Here is a 19,747-nt window from a genome sequence, read left to right as displayed (position 1 = left end):
TTTCAGTCTCTTTCCCTTGATATGCCTACACTTTTACGATGCACACTTATGATTAATATTCTCAATATACCCTCAACAACCGATTTCCCTTGATATGCCTACACTTTTTATCTTATCATCCAAATTAACGATTATCTTCAATCGTAACTCAATCGTGAAACACAAAAAGTCCACTGGACACTCATATCCAATGGACTCATTCATCGTATTAAAAATAGATATATTTAATTATTTTCACGTAATAAATCACATAAATGAGTATTACGTCTCTTGCTCTCCACTTTTCTAATAGCAAAATTCAATGTCTCTGCTTGGGTTAAAAATATACACTTTGATACACTTCTCGTAATAGCTGTATAAATCAAGTTAGCACTAATCTGAAACTTATTGGACCTATCTACTACAATTAACGTTACTTCACTGGAACTACCTTGACTCTTATGTATTGTTAATGCCCATGCAGATAATAATTGAGCTGCTAATCCAATGTCCAATCTAACTAATTGATCATCAAATTGAATTACAATCCCCTTCTTCTCACTCTCCAGTAGATCATCATCACTACTCTTCTTGTCGTCCTCTGTCTTTATATCGATAACTTTCCCTGAATCTCCATTTACAACATCAATAGCTTCTTCATTCATGTTTGCTATCTTGTACATATTAACCGTGTTGAGTATATAATCTCCAACTCTTATTAATCCATCATATCCATATTCGTGCTGCTTCTTATTACCATCAAAAGGATTGACCTGTTCTTGTATGTATTTATTCAATTCTATTGTTCCTATTTTCCCCTTTTTAGTTGGGGATAAAACCATGATGTCTTCGGGTTTATATGTATTGAGTAACAAGTTATAGTAGTGTTTATATCCTTTTTCTATTTGAATCTGATCAACACAATGAAGAAGAAAGTCATTTCCGAATAACTTCTTACCATCAAAATCATCAGACACAATTTGTTTACCCTCTCTGATCTTAGTTGCGACATTAAGGATTCCCCCATCACCTTGTCTGAAGACAATATCTAGTTTAGTCATTGGAATTGCTCCGCTCTCAATAGCATCATGTAGAAAGTTACCTGCTTGTACTGATAGTAACTGAAAATCATCACCAACGAACAGTATTCTCGAATTCGGATTCTTAATCTTAGAAAGTAAAGAAGAAAGAATAAACACATCTGTCATACCGGACTCATCAATTATTACAAAATCTTCGTGGATCTCAAGCATCATCTCCTCTTCTTTGTCCATTCCAAAACCAATTCTTCTATGTATCGTTTGAGCGTTAACCCCTGTGTATGTGCGGGTAACCTTTGCTGCTTTAGCTGATGGGGATAGCAAAACATATGTAAGTCCGAGTCTATTCAGAAGATTCACAAGGAACTTTTGAAGTTTTGACTTTCCTGTTCCTGCATAGCCAATCAGTAGGTTGACGGAATGTTTTTGAATATTTCTAAAGAAATCCTTTTGTTGATATGTAAGTCCTTTTGGTATGTCCTCTTTATACTCTTCTTCAATATCTATAATGTATTTCTCGTGATCAAAATTTAATTCCTTTCCGCTACTTAACATTTCCATCAGTCGTTTGGCTATGTATTTTTCAGCATTGTAGGTTCTAGTTAATGAAACCTTGTCACCAATAAACACTATTCCATCAGTATCATTTAGATTATCCTCAACTATTACCTCAGTGAGTTCAAGTTTCTCAGAAGCATTTCTCAGCAACTCATCTCTTAGCATATATGTGTGCCCTTGTTGCTGGTTGTCATCAATAGTAAATCTTATCCCATACTTTATTCTATGTGGATCATCTTTCTTAAAACCCATTAACTGTGCAATTTTATCTGCTCGTTTAAATCCAAATCCAGATAATTGAGTAAGTTCATATGGATTATCCTCAATTTTCTGGATTGCCAACTCTTTCGAGCCAAAACTTTTCTCAAGTTTTAAAATGATATCATAGGTGATGCCGTATTTACCTAATCGACTTAGTATGTCACGGTAAGCGATATTTTCAAGAATCCTATCCCTAATCCTTTTGTAAGTCTTTGATCCGAACTGTTTAACTTTTTCATATTCAAATTTATCATCAATAATCATTTTTACAATATCCTCATTTGGATACGTTTTATACACTTCCTTAAGTTGTAACTCTGTCATTAAAGTAGCAAGGAAGGCTTTTTGTCCCTCCATTGCTTCAGGAACTTCTTGATAAATTGATAACACGTTATAACTAGCGCCGTGCTTTGGATCTACTTTTTCAAGTTCTATTTGAGCTGAGTACTCAACCCCTAGCTCTAACCGCTGCATCACGCCTTTAATACTCAAGTTGTCATAAGAGTTTAAAAGTACATTTGGGCTTTTGGTATTGCATGAATATATCCTAAAATCATTTTTATTGTCAGCCTCTCTTCTCGGAAACATCATCTTTTCTGGTGTTAATTTCAGTTCAATAATACTCAACTATTCATCTCTCCTTTATTCTGCACTATTTCTTGTGCCTCTCTCTTGATTTGTGCCAATGTTCCTTGATTTTGATTCACAATTAACTCAATTAATTCTTCTTTTGTAAGCGATTCTAGAACAGAATCATCTATCTTATCTTCAATCCTCAAACTAATGCTATTTGATAGGTCTTCATTGATATGCCTATAGTAAGTTTCGGTCGTGGAGATATTTGAGTGGTTAAGATGTTTTTTTGCTTCTTCTAAAGTTCCAAAACCAGCAGCCACATTTCTGAAACTGTGGAATACAACGTTTCTTTCAGGCAAAATGCCTAATTTTTGTTTCAAAGATTCCAACATCAATCTTATGGTTTTATCTGTTAGGTGGAATATACGGTCATCCTCATATTTTTGGTAATAAGCAAATTCTCTAATCTTGAGAAGCTCATTGTAAAGATCGGTTGAAATAGGAACTACATGCTTCTTTCCTCCTTTTCCTACTACTGAAACCTCATAATAGTTACCACTGATATTTAATTTAATATCAGTCCATTTCAGATTTTGAAGTGTGCTTTTACGAAAACTAGTTGTGTAAGCCATACGTAAAAATGCTGATTTTTCTTGTCCTTGTTTCCTTTCTTCTAAAACAAGCTCTGCCATCTGCTCTGCTTCATGAAGATATAGAGCTCCTGCATGTTCGCTATCATTAGAAAGAATGTCTATCTTTAAATGTTTTGACTTTACAGGGTATTCATTAATCTCAAAAAACTCATACAAACTTTGAACTGCCTCTATATAATTATTCACTGTGACATTGGCGTAGTCTGCTTCATGAGATTTTAGATAAGTCTGATATTTGACGATATCTGTATTTCTAATTTTTATATCTTCTATTGTAAGTTGCTCAATATCTTTATTTCTGTACCACATAAAAAAGTTCCTGATACTTCTCTCGTAGCTCTTTCTTGTGTGTTGACTCTGAAATTTTCCTATAAATGTTTTTATGTCTTCATCAATCGAACCCCTATGTAAACCCACTACATTATGAACTACAGTCATATTCTTGTCCCCCTTTGTGTCTTCGTAATACTATTATATATGATAAGATTAGTTATGTAAATATAATACTTGACGATAATTGTTGTCGTGAATATAATAGAAACACGGACATACACTCCGAATACATAAAAAGCCAAGCGCCGAAAGGGAAAACTGAATGAAAAAAGGACAACAAGGAAATCACTCTACTATTACATGGGAGGATCGATACTATGATGGATACGATGTAGATCATTATGATGAGAAAATGGTGTCAAGTTGGATAAAAGAGGGAATTGAAGATTGCATCGAGTATATGGACGTGGTAGATAGTGAGTTTCTTTGGTACAAAAAAATTGTGAATAAATAATACATATAGAAATGATATAGCAAAGGGTGTTTGAATGGCATTGGATAAGCAAGTATACATATATAGCGTTGATACGAGCGCCTTCTTTACAAGAAGGGAAAGTTTGCTTCGAAAAGAAATTAGTAAGGCTAAACAAAAAAAAGAGAATGATAAAGCTAAAGAACTCGATAAAAGTTTTCGTAACATTATTGATTCCAATGTTCACCTAAAGCGTAGCTTGAATCCCAATAGCCTATCAATCAGTAATAAGGTCTCTCTTTTTGAGTCTTCTCTTACACGAACACTGGGACTAAAAGAAAACAATACATATGAAGATGTAATCATTGTAGAAACACACTATTATAGTATTTTCGATAATCTAATAGAAAATGGATTTACTCTAAATGGCGAAGAATATGTTCCGTTCACTGCGTCTGCTGGACAAATTAGGACTAAAAAAACAGTATTCATGAAAAAGGAAACTTGGGAAAAAGTTAAGTTAACGTTAATGTGCGGTCTTTCTGAATCAAGGATTAACAATCATTATGACCTAAGTAAGAACAATAAAAGGATATACGGAGTGAGTATAAACAAATACTTAGCTTATTTGGCTCTATGTTCGAGTGCTACCGATCTGTGGGAAGGTTTTAATATTGACCGCTCCATTGTAGTCGAAGATTTTGAAACTTCTATTAATACAACCGTTGATTTTGTTGACGATGTTACATACACTGTTAGTCGAAAAGAAATGAATGTACCAATCAATCATACAGATGGTTGTGGGATGATATTGCCTAAGAAAAGTAAAAAATCGTTCATGGTACGTCTGCCTTGGGTTAAAGGCTTGCTGGTCCCCTTTCCTTTTGACAAGTTTGTAAATAAAACAAATAGAATTGTTACTGATATCTATGGCAAAAAACACGACATCATTAAAGAGAAAATAGAGGTCATATTTACTAAGAGCCAGTTTAAGATGTGGAAGTATTATGAGAGTTGGGACGAATACAAAAATCTTTATAAAGAAAATGATTGCCACGCCAGTATTACAAACGTAGAGGAGGATGATTTGAGTTCTGCCCGACTGTGTTACCAAATGCTGCAAACTCTAACTCAGATAACAGATGAACAGTTAGATGATCTAGTTTCAACAACAAGAGGAGAAATTCAAGAAACAGTTAGCAATCCTGAAGAGATGCTTAGTCTCATGGGGGCAACAAAAGGGAGCTTTGATGATAAGAATAATTTACAAAAAGCCCTATATATATATCCCGAACTTCTTTTAGATCCTCACGCGAAAACAAAATTAAAAGAAGCGAAGGCCAGCCTCATGAGAAAAGCATATACCGGAAAAATCAAAGTAGATGGATGTTATACTTTCATTGCGCCTGATTTATATGCATTTTGTGAGTATTTATTTGACAAAAACGAAAATCCTCAAGGTTTGCTACTGAATGGGGAAGTTTCATGTAAAGCCATCGCAGATCATGAAAAAGTTGATTGTCTTAGAAGTCCACATCTATACAAGGAACATGCCGTAAGACTAAATACAAAAAATGAACTCACGGAAAAATGGTTTATCACTAAAAACGTTCACACTTCAATTCATGACCCCATCAGTAAAATGCTCATGTTTGACTGTGATGGAGATAAAGTTACAGTCAGCAATGATAAAACGTTAGTCTCTGTAGCTGAGAAGAATATGATCGACGTTGTACCGCTATACTATGACATGAAGAAGGCTCCTGCTGAGAAAATAAACAGACATAGTATCAAAGAAAATCTAAAAAGAGCTTTCTCTGGGAATATTGGTATCGTTAGTAATGACATCACTAAACTGTGGAATAGTAGCTCTGTGAATGTAGACCTAGTTAAGATTAGAACAATGGAAAATAATTTTGAGATTGATGCAGCCAAAACTAATTATAAGCCCACCCGACCAAAGCATATTAAAAAGATGTTTAAACCATTTAATAAAATGAAAATGCCTCATTTCTTTACCTATGAAAAATACAGACTTAAACCGCAAGACAGAAAAAAGAAAAAACCAAAACGCACAACTGAACCATGGAACGACTCGACAACAGTAAATAGAATCAAAGATCTTTTTCCTGATGTCCGCATCAAATTTAAAGCAGTTTCTGACATGTATGAGTTTGACTATAAGAACCTAATGCAAGCCACCAGAGAAAAAGACAAACTTTATTTTTTGATTCGGGATAAATATGAAGAGTTAAATGGTGAAAAATGGAAGTTTTCATCAAAGAACAACAATGGAGACATCAACAGTTCTGACCATCTTCCTGTCTATACATATATCAAACAAGAATTATTGAAGATTTGTGACAATCCGTTTCTAGTTACGGATGTGATTATCGAACATCTATATACTGGTTCGAATAGTAGCTATAAAACCACTCTATGGTCAAGTTTTGGCGACATCATTGTAGAGAATCTTAAGCATAATCTTTCCGCTAGACTAAAACTCTGTGAAAAATGTGGAACTGTGTTCGCTAATAAAAGAGACAAAAACGCAAACTCAAAGAAATATTGTGATCCATGTTCGCTCGAAGTAAGAAGGGAAAAAGTAAGAGAGAATGTTAGAAACTTAAGAACTAAGCTCGATAATACATAATTTTTTCGTGTAATCAATTCAAAAAATACCTTAAATACTGAAACCCTTATGTATCAAGGGTTTGCTAAATTGGTTCGTATTTTTAGATACGTGTTTTAGGGGGAGGTATGCTATTGCAACTTAATGACAAGCAGTAGAAGTTTTAGTTGGCATACTTTCTCCACAAAAAATAAAAAACAATAATAAGGGAGATTTATAAATGAATAAAGCAGATTTGATCAACGTGGTAGTAGAGAAAACGGGTTTGACTAAAAAGGACGCAGAGCAAGTAATTAATGAAACGCTAAGTGCTATCACAGCAACACTCGCAAAAGGCGAAAAAGTTCAACTATTTGGTTTTGGTAATTTTGAGGTTCGTGATCGTGCAGCGCGCAAAGGACGGAATCCGCAGACTGGCGAAGAAATGGATATTCCAGCTAGTAAAGCTCCAGCCTTCAAGCCAGCGACTGCGCTAAAAAATGCTGTAAAAGAGTAATTTTATATATTTTTAACGATAAAATAATACATATACATCATTAATATTGATAAGGACAGGATGAGATGCTTCTTCTCTCCTCTCCACCTTTTTTACAATAAATAATTTGGGGGCATTATAGTATGGCAAAACGGAACAATTCTATTCAATTTAAAGGATTTCTTAATACAGAAGTAATGGAGATCACAGAGAAAGAAAAAGATAGTTTGAAGGTGTATGATTTACTTGAAGAACTTAAATTTTATGACGGAAAAGATGTAACAATCACAATCAAAGAAGATCTGCCAGTTGTTCCAAAGGGGTGATTGAGTGACTCCTACAGTTATTAAAAGAGGTTCAAATGAATCAATTACAGACTACCACATTCGATTAGGCGACAATCTTGAATTATACGAATTAAATTGGACAAAAGCAGCGGAGTTATTAAATCAAGAATCAGAGGAAGAATATACTGAATCGAGATGGCGCAAGAAATATGCTTCTTATGTAGAATGGAAGCCAATTATTCTTGAGAAATATGCAACAAGCGAAGTGGTTGATGAGGTTCAGGATGCAACTATTGAATTAAAAAAAGAGCGCATTAAGCTTCAAACTGAAAAGATTGAGTATAACAAAATGATTCGTGAGCAAGGTAGAGCGGATTTGCTTGAAGAAAAGATTATAGAAGCAGTAAATAATCGCCCTACTATACATATTCCAGATATTCATATCAAAAAGAATAACGCAAAACGTGATTTCCTCTTCCCTATTGCGGACATGCATGACGGTGTATCATTCAAACTGTTTGGATGGGAAGGTGAACTTCTCAACGAATACAGCCCAGAGATTCTAGAGAAACGTATGTGGAAATTGCTCGAAGAGTTTGTGTCCATCAACGATGAACAAAAGATTAACCACGTAACCCTTCCCAATTTAGGTGATAGTATTGACGGTATTCTTCGAATGAGTCAGTTAATGAGTCTCAAAATGGGAGTAACTGATTCGGCAATCCATTTTGCTGAATTTATGAGTCAGTGGCTGAACGAATTGTCGAAGTATTGCTTAGTTGACTACTTCTCTATATTTGGAAACCACGATCAGCTTAGACTCCTGTCAGGTAAAAGAGATGAATTCCCACATGAAAATGCTCAAAAGTGGATTACTAAGTTGATTTCGGCAAATCTAAAGGACAATAAGAATGTTTCAGTAACTAACTGCAATGAATTCATGTATCTAGACATCCTTGGTACAAAAATTTTAGGGGTTCATGGCGAGAACGAAAAGAACCTAGAAAATAGCATCAAAGATTATTCATTAACATATAACAAGCCAATTCATCTTTTGCTCAGTGGGCATTTGCATCACTCACATGAGAAAACTATTGGTATGAGTGGCATGAGAGATATTGAATACGTACAATCCCCTTCTATTATAGGTATTGATGATTACTCTCTCAAGCTTAAAAAGACATCAAACGCTGGGGCCAAAGTAATGATTCTTGAAGAAAATAAAGGGCGTACACTCACCTATAACATTAGATTGTAAAACTCAAAAGAATACATAAATCGACTACCTGATTACATATAGAATCGGGTTTTTTCTTATTTATTTTTACATGGGGAGATCCTGCCATAAGGTTCTTTAAACCGGACGCTCCCTCCTACCCCATGGTTTTTTTAATTAAGGAGCATGTTAGGAAGGTGATGCAGAATTACTGCTTCAAAGAATATAAAATTAAAATGTTTAAAGTGTAATGAGTTAAAAATGCCAACCACTTTCTATGTAAACACGAATCCGCTGTTCTCCACTGATAAGATTCAAATATGTAAGAAATGTATATCTGATCACATTGGATCAAAAGAGTCAAATGGCTATGAGGATAGGATTAAATCTGTACTAGCAATTATGGATAAGCCTTTCATTTATGATGCATGGGTGAGTAGCGATAGAGATTGGAGTAAGTACATCCCTCAAATCTCATCGTTGTCACACTACAAAGGAAAGACTTTTTCCGATAGTGTCTTTAATTCAATGCCAGAATATAGCGCCTCTGATGATTTGAATGAATACTCAGAAGCACAGGTTACTCTAAACGATGATGAAAAAAATAAATATGTCTCTTTCTGGGGAAAAGGATATGAAATTGATGACTACTTGTATTTGGAAAATGAATACGAAACACTCTTAAGTTCATATGAGTGCGACTCTTATGCCCAAGAGATGCTTTTTCAAGAAATAGCTCATGAAAAATTATCCATTAGAAAAGCTAGAGAAGCTAACAAACCTACAGAAAAGCTACTAAAAACTCTGCAAGAGCTACTTGGTTCGTCTAATATCAAACCAGTTCAAGAAACCGGAGCAAATGCAACAGAACAGGCGACTTTTGGAACGCTGATTAAAAAATACGAGAATGAAAGACCAGTTCCTGAACCAGATCCGATGTGGGCTGATGTTGACGGAATCAAAAAATATGTGCAAATTTGGTTTTTAGGGCATTTGTGTAGAATGCTAGGAATTAACAATGAATATGCACAAATGTATGAAGATGAGATTTCTAAATACAAAGTAGATGCACCCGAATATGTCGAAGACGATGAAACGGTGAACTCATGAGTGGACATAAAAACTTCCAAGTAAAGAGAAATAAATCCACTAAGGGAAACAACCTTTTCGACAAGGGAAGAAATTACAACAAGCATTCTGACAATCTAACTAAATCGGATAGATTGAACCAAGGAATCGGTATTTGGGCAAGCTTTTATCGGGCTAATCCACAAAGATTTGTTAAAGAATACCTAGGTATTAATTTAAAAATGTTCCAGATGATCCTCATCTTTATGATGAACCTGTCCCACTACTTTATGTATCTGGCTAGTCGGGGGCAAGGAAAGACCTTTCTCACCTCAATATATTGCTGTGTGAGGGCCATCCTTTATCCTGAGACTAAAATTATTATCGCATCAGGTACTAAGGGTCAAGCAAGAGAAGTGATAGAAAAGATAGATGATTTAAGGAAAAATTCGTCTAACTTGGCTAGGGAAATATCTGACTTATCAACATCAGCAAACGATCCAAAAGTTGAATTTCACAATGGTAGTTGGATAAAGGTAGTTGCTTCAAATGATGGTGCTCGAAGTAAGCGCGCGAATCTTCTGATAGCAGATGAGTTCCGTATGATTGATCTTGATATTATCAATAAAGTTCTCCGTAAGTTCCTCACTGCCCCTCGCCAACCCAAGTATCTAAACAAACCTGAATATGCACATCTTCAAGAAAGAAATAAAGAAGTATATCTATCCTCTTGCTGGTACACTGTTCACTGGTCTTGGGCAAAATTAAAGTCATTTTATAAATCCATGGTATCTGGTAAAAGTTATTTTGTTTGCGGTCTACCCTATCAATTGGCAATCAAAGAGAGCCTGTTAATGGAAGATCAAGTGAAAGATGAAATGTCAGAAGAGGATTTCGATGCCACAGCATTTTTCATGGAAATGGAATGCATGTTCTTCGGTGAATCTGAGAAGGCATTTTTCAAATATGAAGATTTGAATAAAAATCGTAGACTTAATAAACCTCTTTATCCCAGAGAATATTACGGTCTGATTAAAGATAAAACATTCCAATATGAAACTAAAAAACTTGGCGAGATTAGATTGGTCAGTTGTGACATTGCGGGTATGGCTGGGAAAGAAAATGACAGCAGTGTTTACACCATTTTTCGATTAGTTCCAAGCGCAAAAGGTTTCGATCGCCATATCATTTACATGGAGAGTATTTCCGGTGGTCATACCACCACTCAGGCTGTTAGGATCAGACAGTTATTTAACGATTTTGACTGTGACTATCTTGTTTTAGATACACAAAGCATGGGACTTGGTATTTATGATTCCTTGGTTCAACCTCTCTTCGATCAAGATAGAAATATAGAGTACGATCCTTGGAACTGTATTAATGATGAGAAGATGGCTGAGAGATGCACTTACCCAACCGCTCCAAAGGTCATCTACAGTATAAAGGGTAATCAAGTATTCAACAGTCAGTGCGCTATCTTGCTTAGAGATGGACTTAAGAAGGGCAAAGTGAAACTCTTGCTTAACGATATGGAAGGAAGAGAATATCTTAAGAAACTAAAAGGCTACTCTGACCTCTCAGTAGAATTGCAAGTAAAATATGAGATGCCATTCAACCAGACCACTCTATTGATTAACGAAATGATCAATCTAGAAGGTGAGATCACAGATAATGGACTCGTCAGACTTAGAGAACCAAAGACGAAAAGAAAAGATAGATATAGCTCAGTTACATATGGAAATTATATCGCAACGGAACTAGAGAGAAGTCTATTTAGAGAAACGAATAATGATGATCATCATTTCTTTATCTATGGTTAAGTTACGTTTTGAACAGAGAGTGGGTGAAAAAAATAACTGATAATCACAACGGGTTAGTAGACAGTAGTTATTTCGAGCTATCTTCTTTTCATGATTTCTTATCGCAATACAGTCAGCAAAGCGCTGTAATCGATGTCAACTTGAAAGATCTTTATTTATGGCTCAGGAATCCGCTACAGCATCGAAAAAATCTTATCAAGTTGAGTAGGTACTATTACAACAAAGAAGGTATTGTAACTGATATTTACGATCTTTTCAAAACCCTTCCTGTTTTAAACTACTCGGTAAACTTAAATAATGAGGCAATGGCCTTTAAAAAGAATAAAACTCAGATAAACGGATTCATTAAGAAGATAAACGTCAAGAAACTTGCCAGAGATACTTTATTTACGCAGATCGTTGAAGGTGTTTGTGTCTGGTACAACCGAGGGAATAAATACATACAGTTTTTAGAGACTGACCAAATATGCATTGAATATATGGTTAATGGTCGTTGGCAAGTGCTTTATGACTTAGAATACTTGTCCAGTTATAAGCTCAACGAAGGGCTTGCGCAACAAATTAATGCAGCACCCGACGAGGTCACAACTAGAAAATACTTAGACTATAAGGCTGGTAAAAGTGAACGTTACGTACCTCTTGATATTCACAAAACTCAAGTGTTTAAACTTCGCGGCTCAAGGAATGAACCTTACAGTATCCCCTACTGCATTCCTGCTGTGGCAAGTATTCTCCATAGAGATTTATTGGAGAAGACTGAAAAGGCACTGGCTGATCGAGTTACCAACCAAATCATCATTCAGAAAATCGGAACCATTCCCAGTCAAGATGGAAAAACTCAACTTCCTGTGTCAAAAGATGCTACTCAAGGTTATCATAATAATCTTAAAAATCTTGTTCAGAAAAAGCACGATCATCACTCTCCAGATAGCTCCTCTACTGCTCCCCTCACAGTCCCTTCATTTATCAACATAGAAGAACTTAAGGTCAATATGAACACCTTCCCAAAAGAGGTGTGGGAAAGAATTGAAAGAGACATTTATAAAAAATTAGGTTATTCAATGTCACTTAACATGGGCGGCGCAAATGGTCAAAGCTTTGGTTCATCTTCAATTAATGTAGAAAAAATCTACTCCACTATCTTCTACATGTTAGAGGACATTGAAGAAGCTTTGAACTTCTACATGGAGCAGATAGCAACTAATGATAACTTGAACCCTTCTATTCGATTCAGTCGCGCGACGATTTTAGACAAGGAGACTGGCTTCAAACAGGCAGAATCCCTATATCTTAAAGGCCGTGGCAGCCTAAAAGACTATGTTGAATCAGCCGGATATAATTTCGATCACTGGCTTGCTCAGGTTAGGTATGAAAATGAAGTTCTGAAACTTGACGAACTCCCTGTTCATGCTACCAGTTTCACTCAAAGTGGAGATGGTTCATCTTCTGGCAGAAAGAGTGAAAACAAGTCAACTGATGAGTCGGACAAAAACAATAACAGTAATGCAAATGAAAGTCCATTTCCAAGCAACACCTAGGTGAGTATTAACTGGTTAAGGAGGTGATAAAAATAAATCAAGAGAAAGTTATCTCCCTAAAATCTAAAAATCTAGAACTGAACAGTACCTCAAATGACGTGTATATGGAACTAAGTATGTGTATCCTGACTGACCAACCCAATCTAAACAACCTGAAGTTTAACGAGAGTTACATTAAGGGTGTAGTTGCGAATAAAGACAGATTTATTGGTATACCTTTAGTTGTCAATCGTACAAAACTTGAGAATGGATTTTTTGCAAGCCTTAATCACGAACTAGATAAACATACAAGTTTACTTAAAACTGACACAATAGGTACTTTTGTAGATTTCCGTGAAGAAACGGACGCCGATGGTGCTTTAAAACTTATGGGTGATGTAAGAATACTTAAACGATACCCTACTGTTTGCGAATCAATTATCACCCTATATGAATCAGGCGATCTAGAGTTTAGTTGTGAAGCAATGGTGTATGGATATGAATCTATCGATGATGATACGGGTATTCGTAATGTGGACTACGAATTTGAAGGTAAGGTAAACTCCTTGTTTGGTTCCTGTATTGTATCAGAACCAGCAGAGGTAAAATCGAAACCAACTCTGTTGGTAGCACAGGCTCTAGAAAAAGATTTGGGAGAAGAAATAAAGATGACTAAAACAGACATTGGATTTAACAAAGATATTGAAATTGCATACCATGGAAAACTGGAGCTCTCGTCGCTAAAATTCTCTGATGTTTCAAATCAAATCTACAACATCCTTAATCCTATCAATCCTCGAAGTAATTATCGTTCGTACAACTACTATATTCAGGAAATGTACATTGATCATGTAATTGTTGAAGATGAAGATGATTACAAAGTTCTTTTTAAGATCAACTATAAGATTGAGAACGATATTGTTATTCTGGACGACAAGGAAAATTGGATTGAGGGCTATAAAGGATTTATCCCAAAAGGTGTGAATGTAGATGAACTAATTGAAGCAAGAGAAAAAGAAGAATCAGAGGCAGCGACAATCACGACTGAACTAAATGCAAGACATAAGGAGGAAACTGAAAAAATGGAAGAAGAAGTAAAAGAACTAAACAGTAAGATCGAAGAACTAGATAAACAAGTCAAAGAACTCAATAGCGCTCTAGTTGGTAAACAAGAAGAGATTCAGAGTCTTGAGGAAAGCAAAAAAGAGCTGAACTCTAAAATTGAAGAATTGGAACCATATAAATCTAAAGTTGAAACAGCAGAAAAAGAGCAGCAAATCAATGAACTACAAAGCAAATATCAAAAAGTACTTACTGAGGAGTCAATGAAATCTGAAGAAGTAGTACAAGCAATTAATGAACTAAACTCTAGCAAACTAGATGCTATTGTTGTTGCACAGATTTTGAGTAAGTCTTCTAAAGATGAAGCAGATGAACAAAAAGAAGAAACTGTAATTGTTACTGCCTCAAAACAGCAAGATCTTATCCCTCAATCAGCAAAAGAACGTCTCTACGCACCACGAAACTAATTTTAGAATACTAGGAGGATTTATAAATGTCCGCAATTATTAATCAAGCAACAGATAATACATATATCGGAAATCTCAAATCAACTGTACCAACAGCTAACGGTGTATTTGTAACACCAAATTATGGCACTCAATCAGCAACGCCTGTAGTGGACGCTACTGCTGGTGATAAGGCAGGGTTGTTGATGGTTTACAACCAAAATACACACATCGACCAAGAACTTGTAGCCGACGCAGACTTCGTTGTTCGTGCTGAAAAATTCCTACGCCTTAAGCCCTTCCTCCCAAGTAACGCTTTTACCACTGACCAAATCAATGGCGATATCGCCACATTCAATGTAAATGATATTGTGGCGGTTGGCGCAGGCGGAAAACTAGAGGCGATTGGATCTCGTACCCCAGCAATTACTTTTGTCGTAAAAGATAAAACAACTCTATATGGTAAGCCAGCTCTTAAAGTTCAAGTAGTAACTGTTTAATAATACATAATTCGGAGGAATAAAAATACATGTCCAACATTAACAAAAGATCAGCAATTATCGAAACAATGTCCAAAGCAACCACTAATAAAAAATATAATGAGATGGATTACGAGGATTCTGTTAATTTAATCAAGGAATTGGCTTCAAACCCAAACCCGATGAACCTATATGAACTCAACCAAATTGTTGCTTACTCTGTAGATACTATTTTGGACACTAGACTTAAGTACATTGAAATGATTGCCGAAGTTAAGCGAACAGATTTCAATGAACGTCCAAAATTCAAAACAAAAACAGAAGGAATTAAAGCTTACTGGCAGGCAATTGGCGGTACTGCGGATCGCTCTAAAGTAGGACATAAATATTCTGGGCTGGATATTGAAGAGCTGTCTGCAATGCCAGTTGCTGAGTGGGCTGAAATTGCTGCTGGTCGATATGATTTTGTAGAATTGCTTCGTGACACAGCAAATGAATTTGAAATCAAAGCAGCTCAAAAAGTACAAAGCACTCTGTATGCTGGTTATGAAGGTCTTGCTGCTCCAATCTATGCTTCAGGTAACGGCGTTATTGCAAATGCGTTCGATCCATTGCTTACTGCTATGCAGCGCTTTGGTGGTCGAGCTGCAATCATCGGTGACTACGAAGCTTTGCAAAAACTTCCTAATTTGACTTCTATTCAAGGTCGCACCAGTGACAACATTATCGATGAAGTAAACTCCAATGGTTTGATTGGTACATATAAAGGAGCTCCAGTTATTAAATTGGATAATCCTTATGTTGGATTCCAAGGTTATGAGACTGCACTAGATAAAGGATTGATCTATATCGTTCCAGCAGCATCTGATGACCTGAAAACTCTTAAAGTTCAATTTGCTGGTGATGTTGTACCTATGCAAGAACAAACAATTAAGGATCGTTCTTATACAATGCGCTTTGACAAACATATGGGAGCGGGATTAGTTGATGCGGGTCGTCACACTTTGGCAATCTACAAAGACGAGACTCTCTCCACTCTTTAATGGTAAATAGAAATATATAATACATAAACGAGGGAATAGAAATGTTCCCTCTTATCTTTTCGGGAGGATTATATGCAGACGAAAAAAGTTAAAGTTACTAATCCATATGCGAGTGCAGTTGGATTGCGCCTCATGGACGGTATGAGAGAAGTCCTTGTGCACCCTAAAGGTTTTATTATGTTGGACTCAGAAGAAATCTTCTACATCAACAATATGTCTAGTATTTTTAGTAAACGTAGATTGCTGGTACAAGATGATGAGGTAAACATCGAGCTTGGATTGATTTCGGAATCTACAGATGTTGTAGGCATGACTGATGAGCAAATTGAGACACTGCTTAAAGGAAACATCATGACAATGAAAAAACATCTCTCTGGAATCACAGATAAACAAGTGATTGGTCGAGTAATTGAAGTGTCTAAGAAAATCGAAGACTTGGCTACTGGTAAACTTAAAATCATTCAAGAAATTAGCGGATACGATTTTGATCAACTTATTTCTGCCGAATAGGTGGGAATATGTATACAGCGTACGATTCAATCTATGATAGGTTTCTTACCAAAATCACTGACTACGAAATGGTAGAACTTTTAGACGAAGAACTAGAAGTTCAACTTATGAAGTATTTACGTAGCGCAATATCAGATTTCAAATATGCTTCAAAACTGCTCTCTGAAAGAGATGACTCTCAATTTGTCTTTCTAAGAGAATTAAGTGATCTCGAACAAGAGATTTTAGCAAAGTTTATGATCATACATTGGCTAACTCCTCAAATTTTACGACTTGAAAATGTCAGAAATGAGTTAGGCAACAAAGACTTTAAACTGTATTCTCCTGCTAACTTCCTCGATAAAATCAGTAAAATGAAAAACGATATCAAAGCAGAAGTGAATCAAGATATGGTTTTTTATTATTACAGTTAGTAGGTGTTACTATTGAATTCAATTAGTGACTACAAAAAAAGAGTTAGCAAACAGAAGAATGTTGAGTCTGCTACAGTCAAGCATGCAAAACACTCAATTAAAACTTTTTTTAGACACTCACCGTCTTTTGAGGAAGTCTTTTTAAATAACGATGAAGTAAAAGTGCCAGTTCAGATCGTGTCTGATGCAAAAATACCAACTGTCAAAACTATACTGATGGAGCCCGACTATACAATCAAAGCTGGGCATATCATCAAGCGATCAAATAATGAAACTTGGCTTTGTCTTAGTGATGACCCCAATGATGTATATGTTAGCGGCAAGATTGAGAGATGTAACTTCGATCTTAAATGGATTGATCAAGATGGAGCTATTCAAATTTTCCCCTCTATTCTTTACTTTAACGCCCGTTCGAATTTCGGAACTGAAGAAGATAAGGTAATGAATTTGCCTGCGGGACGAAGACAAATTGTAGTGAGTAAACATGTTGAAACACAATCAATACAGCGTGACACACGTTTCATTATTGGTAGCGAAGCATTCAAGGTAATCGATACGGACTTCATGTCTGATGATGGACTTGTCAATTTAAGTTTACAATCAGATCAAATTGATCCAGTCAAAGATAACATTGAGCTAGGAATCGCTGATTACCATAAGTTGAGCAAGTATGAGTTGTTGATTCTCAATGACAATCCACTGTCTTTAAGCATCAATCAATCTGCAAGAATCAATGTCCGAGTAATGAGAAATGGATCAGAAATAAGTGATCCGCAAATTGTATACTCTAGTTTGAATCCTGATTTGGTTAGTGTCGATATACAAGGAATTGTTATTATTCATGAGTCAGGCGAAGTAGTTATAACTGTTTCAGCGTATGGGATTGAAAAACAACTTAATATCTATGTTGCCCCCACTATTCATTATGATTATGTCGCTACAATAGACGGAGCAAATGAAATTTACTTAAACCGCGAGTCTACATATGTGGCTAGTTTCTTCAATAATGGGATTAAAATTTCTGATGAAAGTTCATTTTCATTAACAAATTTAGATGGAACCCCTACTATCCTCGCTTCAATATCCTCGCAAGATCCTATAGCAAATACATGTGTAGTTAAAGCAAACAGTATCCGTAAATTAGGTACTGTTATTTTGCATGTTAAAAATGCTAATGGACTGTCTTCGGGACAGAAAGAAATCAAAATTAAATCATTAATATAAGGAGTGTGTTCATGGGTCAAAGTATTGTTCGCTTTGGTGAACTGAAACCAGAGAATTTCACAGAGGGATTGAATAACGCATGGATTACCTTCTCTGCTCTGCCCTACTCACGTCAACATTCATCTGGTATTGACGCTGACATTGTAATCAGTGCTACACCAACCGTAGAAATTGTTGATGTTGACTTGGATGTAGCGATCAACCCTCAATATGAATTCGCCTATTCAATTGGCACAGATAACAAGTTGAAGATGGCTTTTGATAAGACTAAGTATAGTAAAGCATCAGCCATTGAAACACTCAAATGCATCAGCATCACTTATGAGTTGGGACACCTTGAAGCGAACGGTGGATTGTATGTAGCAATTGCCAGAAACAGTCTAGGCGAAGAAGTACATCGTACTGTTCCACAGACACTTGATCAATTAAAAAATGTTATCTCAACTTTTGATGACACACGTTCAGTTGATGTGAGTGGATTCTTGAGTTATCAAATTGTACGGGACTATCGGGTTTCTTAACCTCTAAGGAGGTGCTTTTATGTCAAGATTTGAAAGTTTGGCTAGAGATAAAATTACGGTAATTGAGGAAATCGCATCATCGCAAGAAATTTTAAAAGCTTTAGTACACAATGAAGACAACTTCTTGGATAAGGAAGACATCGATGTTGACTCAGTTATGTACAAGCATATCTTCCCATATAGATTTGTTCCAAAAACATCAGAAAAAATGAAGACATATATAACCATTTCATTTGGTCGATATAAAAATGTCGAAGGGTCATTTAAATCTGGGATAGTAAAGTTCAATGTTTTTACTCACCAAGATCTTTTTCGAACAGACTATGGAACATTGAGAACCGATTACATAATCATGAAATTAGATGAACTGTTCAATAAGAATAAGAAGTTGGGTATTGGCAAAGCAGAGTTTTATGACATGGATGAATTGAGTGTTAATACTGACTATCATGGATCTTATGTTGCCTATAAAACATATGATTTTAATTGAAGGATATCACTATGGAAGAGCAAGACATCAAGTTTAAACTCCTTGGCAACAGGAGTATCTGCATAGAAGGTGCTGGAGATATCTATATTCCTTCTCTAAGAGAGATCTTTGATTTAGACATGTCTATATACAATGAATACCTTTCATCTCTGCTTATTGATAAATCTGCCTTAGAAACAGAGGTCGATGAAGACATTTCAAATTTTGATGTATTTATAGTCAACTGCTATCACAATTATTCATTTAAAGAAATTTCATTTAAAGCACTTAATTTATTCTTTAAGTCAGAACCGTCTATTGCCATAGAAGGTGACGATGTATTTGTAAAGATATCTGAAGGCAGGATAGACAGAAATAACTTCTCTCTGGTACAGAAAGTGTTACTACTTGGCAATAACGTCAAACTATCATCTCCTGAATCAGAATATAAGCCAGCAAACTCAAAAGCCAGAAAAATGATAGAAATGATTATGAAGAACAAGAAAAATAAACCGCCACCAAAAGAAAAGATGGATTTGTTCAGTATTGTGTCAGGATTGATCTGGAAGGACAATGGTCAGAGTATTGATAGCATTTTAAATATGAACATCTTTCAAATTTATAATGGATTACATACAACCGATAAGATCGAGAACATTTCCCATACTGTGACTGCTCTATATGCTGGCACCATTGATGGTAAGAAAATTAAACTGTCCGATATGCATTGGGCAAATAAGATGGAGTGATTAT

The 19,747-nt window shown here is 35.7% G+C and carries 19 protein-coding genes; 17 read left to right on the top strand and 2 right to left on the bottom strand.

Translation table 11 applies throughout. The features are described from left to right. Nucleotides 1-224 precede the first annotated feature (224 nt). Nucleotides 225-2,465 carry an AAA family ATPase gene (locus tag NSQ20_RS11650; protein WP_340032513.1) on the bottom strand — a complete coding sequence of 747 codons (2,241 nt, stop codon included), beginning with the start codon at nucleotides 2,463-2,465 and terminating at the stop codon, nucleotides 225-227. Next, nucleotides 2,462-3,505, bottom strand: coding sequence for a site-specific integrase (locus tag NSQ20_RS11645; RefSeq protein WP_340032512.1), 1,044 nt, complete (start codon nucleotides 3,503-3,505; stop codon nucleotides 2,462-2,464). Before NSQ20_RS11645 ends, NSQ20_RS11650 begins: the two co-directional genes overlap by 4 nt. A gap of 157 nt (nucleotides 3,506-3,662) precedes the next feature. Here NSQ20_RS11645 and NSQ20_RS11640 point away from each other — a divergent pair, with 157 nt between their 5' ends. The 17 genes from NSQ20_RS11640 (at nucleotide 3,663) to NSQ20_RS11560 (ending at nucleotide 19,743) form a co-directional block, all read left to right on the top strand. Further along, complete coding sequence (locus NSQ20_RS11640) at nucleotides 3,663-3,854, top strand: hypothetical protein (protein ID WP_340032511.1); 192 nt, start codon at nucleotides 3,663-3,665, stop codon at nucleotides 3,852-3,854. 34 nt (nucleotides 3,855-3,888) lie between these two features. Beyond that, nucleotides 3,889-6,465: a hypothetical protein gene (locus tag NSQ20_RS11635; protein ID WP_340032510.1), complete on the top strand. Its 2,577-nt coding sequence runs from the start codon at nucleotides 3,889-3,891 to the stop codon at nucleotides 6,463-6,465. Between the two features lie 199 nt (nucleotides 6,466-6,664). After that, nucleotides 6,665-6,940, top strand: a complete 276-nt coding sequence (locus tag NSQ20_RS11630) for an HU family DNA-binding protein (protein WP_340032509.1) — start codon at nucleotides 6,665-6,667, stop codon at nucleotides 6,938-6,940. 122 nt (nucleotides 6,941-7,062) lie between these two features. Beyond that, complete coding sequence (locus NSQ20_RS11625; RefSeq protein ID WP_340032508.1) at nucleotides 7,063-7,245, top strand: YonK family protein; 183 nt, start codon at nucleotides 7,063-7,065, stop codon at nucleotides 7,243-7,245. Nucleotides 7,246-7,249: 4 nt separating this feature from the next. Then, on the top strand, nucleotides 7,250-8,464 hold the full coding sequence (locus tag NSQ20_RS11620) for a metallophosphoesterase (protein WP_340032507.1): 1,215 nt from the start codon (nucleotides 7,250-7,252) through the stop codon (nucleotides 8,462-8,464). Nucleotides 8,465-8,683: 219 nt separating this feature from the next. Continuing rightward, on the top strand, nucleotides 8,684-9,532 hold the full coding sequence (locus NSQ20_RS11615; protein WP_340032506.1) for a hypothetical protein: 849 nt from the start codon (nucleotides 8,684-8,686) through the stop codon (nucleotides 9,530-9,532). Beyond that, nucleotides 9,529-11,310 (top strand): terminase family protein, encoded by a 1,782-nt coding sequence (locus NSQ20_RS11610; protein WP_340032505.1) that lies wholly within the window; start codon nucleotides 9,529-9,531, stop codon nucleotides 11,308-11,310. The genes NSQ20_RS11615 and NSQ20_RS11610 overlap by 4 nt, the downstream gene beginning before the upstream one ends. Nucleotides 11,311-11,318: 8 nt before the next feature. Further along, nucleotides 11,319-12,848 (top strand): hypothetical protein, encoded by a 1,530-nt coding sequence (locus NSQ20_RS11605; RefSeq protein WP_340032504.1) that lies wholly within the window; start codon nucleotides 11,319-11,321, stop codon nucleotides 12,846-12,848. Between the two features lie 104 nt (nucleotides 12,849-12,952). Further along, nucleotides 12,953-14,356 (top strand): hypothetical protein, encoded by a 1,404-nt coding sequence (locus NSQ20_RS11600; RefSeq protein WP_340032503.1) that lies wholly within the window; start codon nucleotides 12,953-12,955, stop codon nucleotides 14,354-14,356. A gap of 26 nt (nucleotides 14,357-14,382) precedes the next feature. Further along, entirely contained in the window at nucleotides 14,383-14,835 is a 453-nt protein-coding gene (locus NSQ20_RS11595; protein WP_340032502.1) for a hypothetical protein, read from the top strand. A 29-nt stretch (nucleotides 14,836-14,864) separates the two neighbouring features. Then, complete coding sequence (locus NSQ20_RS11590; RefSeq protein WP_340032501.1) at nucleotides 14,865-15,857, top strand: hypothetical protein; 993 nt, start codon at nucleotides 14,865-14,867, stop codon at nucleotides 15,855-15,857. A gap of 72 nt (nucleotides 15,858-15,929) precedes the next feature. Further along, nucleotides 15,930-16,367 carry a hypothetical protein gene (locus NSQ20_RS11585; protein ID WP_091014501.1) on the top strand — a complete coding sequence of 146 codons (438 nt, stop codon included), beginning with the start codon at nucleotides 15,930-15,932 and terminating at the stop codon, nucleotides 16,365-16,367. 8 nt (nucleotides 16,368-16,375) lie between these two features. Next, nucleotides 16,376-16,780, top strand: a complete 405-nt coding sequence (locus NSQ20_RS11580) for a hypothetical protein (RefSeq protein ID WP_340032500.1) — start codon at nucleotides 16,376-16,378, stop codon at nucleotides 16,778-16,780. Nucleotides 16,781-16,792: 12 nt separating this feature from the next. Beyond that, entirely contained in the window at nucleotides 16,793-18,004 is a 1,212-nt protein-coding gene (locus NSQ20_RS11575; RefSeq protein WP_340032499.1) for a hypothetical protein, read from the top strand. A gap of 11 nt (nucleotides 18,005-18,015) precedes the next feature. Beyond that, nucleotides 18,016-18,525, top strand: coding sequence for a hypothetical protein (locus tag NSQ20_RS11570; protein WP_340032498.1), 510 nt, complete (start codon nucleotides 18,016-18,018; stop codon nucleotides 18,523-18,525). A gap of 19 nt (nucleotides 18,526-18,544) precedes the next feature. Beyond that, on the top strand, nucleotides 18,545-19,015 hold the full coding sequence (locus NSQ20_RS11565; RefSeq protein WP_340032497.1) for a hypothetical protein: 471 nt from the start codon (nucleotides 18,545-18,547) through the stop codon (nucleotides 19,013-19,015). Between the two features lie 11 nt (nucleotides 19,016-19,026). Then, nucleotides 19,027-19,743 carry a hypothetical protein gene (locus NSQ20_RS11560; RefSeq protein ID WP_340032496.1) on the top strand — a complete coding sequence of 239 codons (717 nt, stop codon included), beginning with the start codon at nucleotides 19,027-19,029 and terminating at the stop codon, nucleotides 19,741-19,743. The last annotated feature ends 4 nt before the right edge of the window (nucleotides 19,744-19,747 follow it).

It is taken from the genome of Paenibacillus sp. FSL K6-1122, assembly GCF_037977015.1.
Classification (GTDB): Bacteria; Bacillota; Bacilli; order Paenibacillales; family Paenibacillaceae; genus Paenibacillus; species Paenibacillus amylolyticus.
Note: the sequence above shows the minus strand (reverse complement) of the source record. Positions and strands in the feature narration are given on the sequence as shown.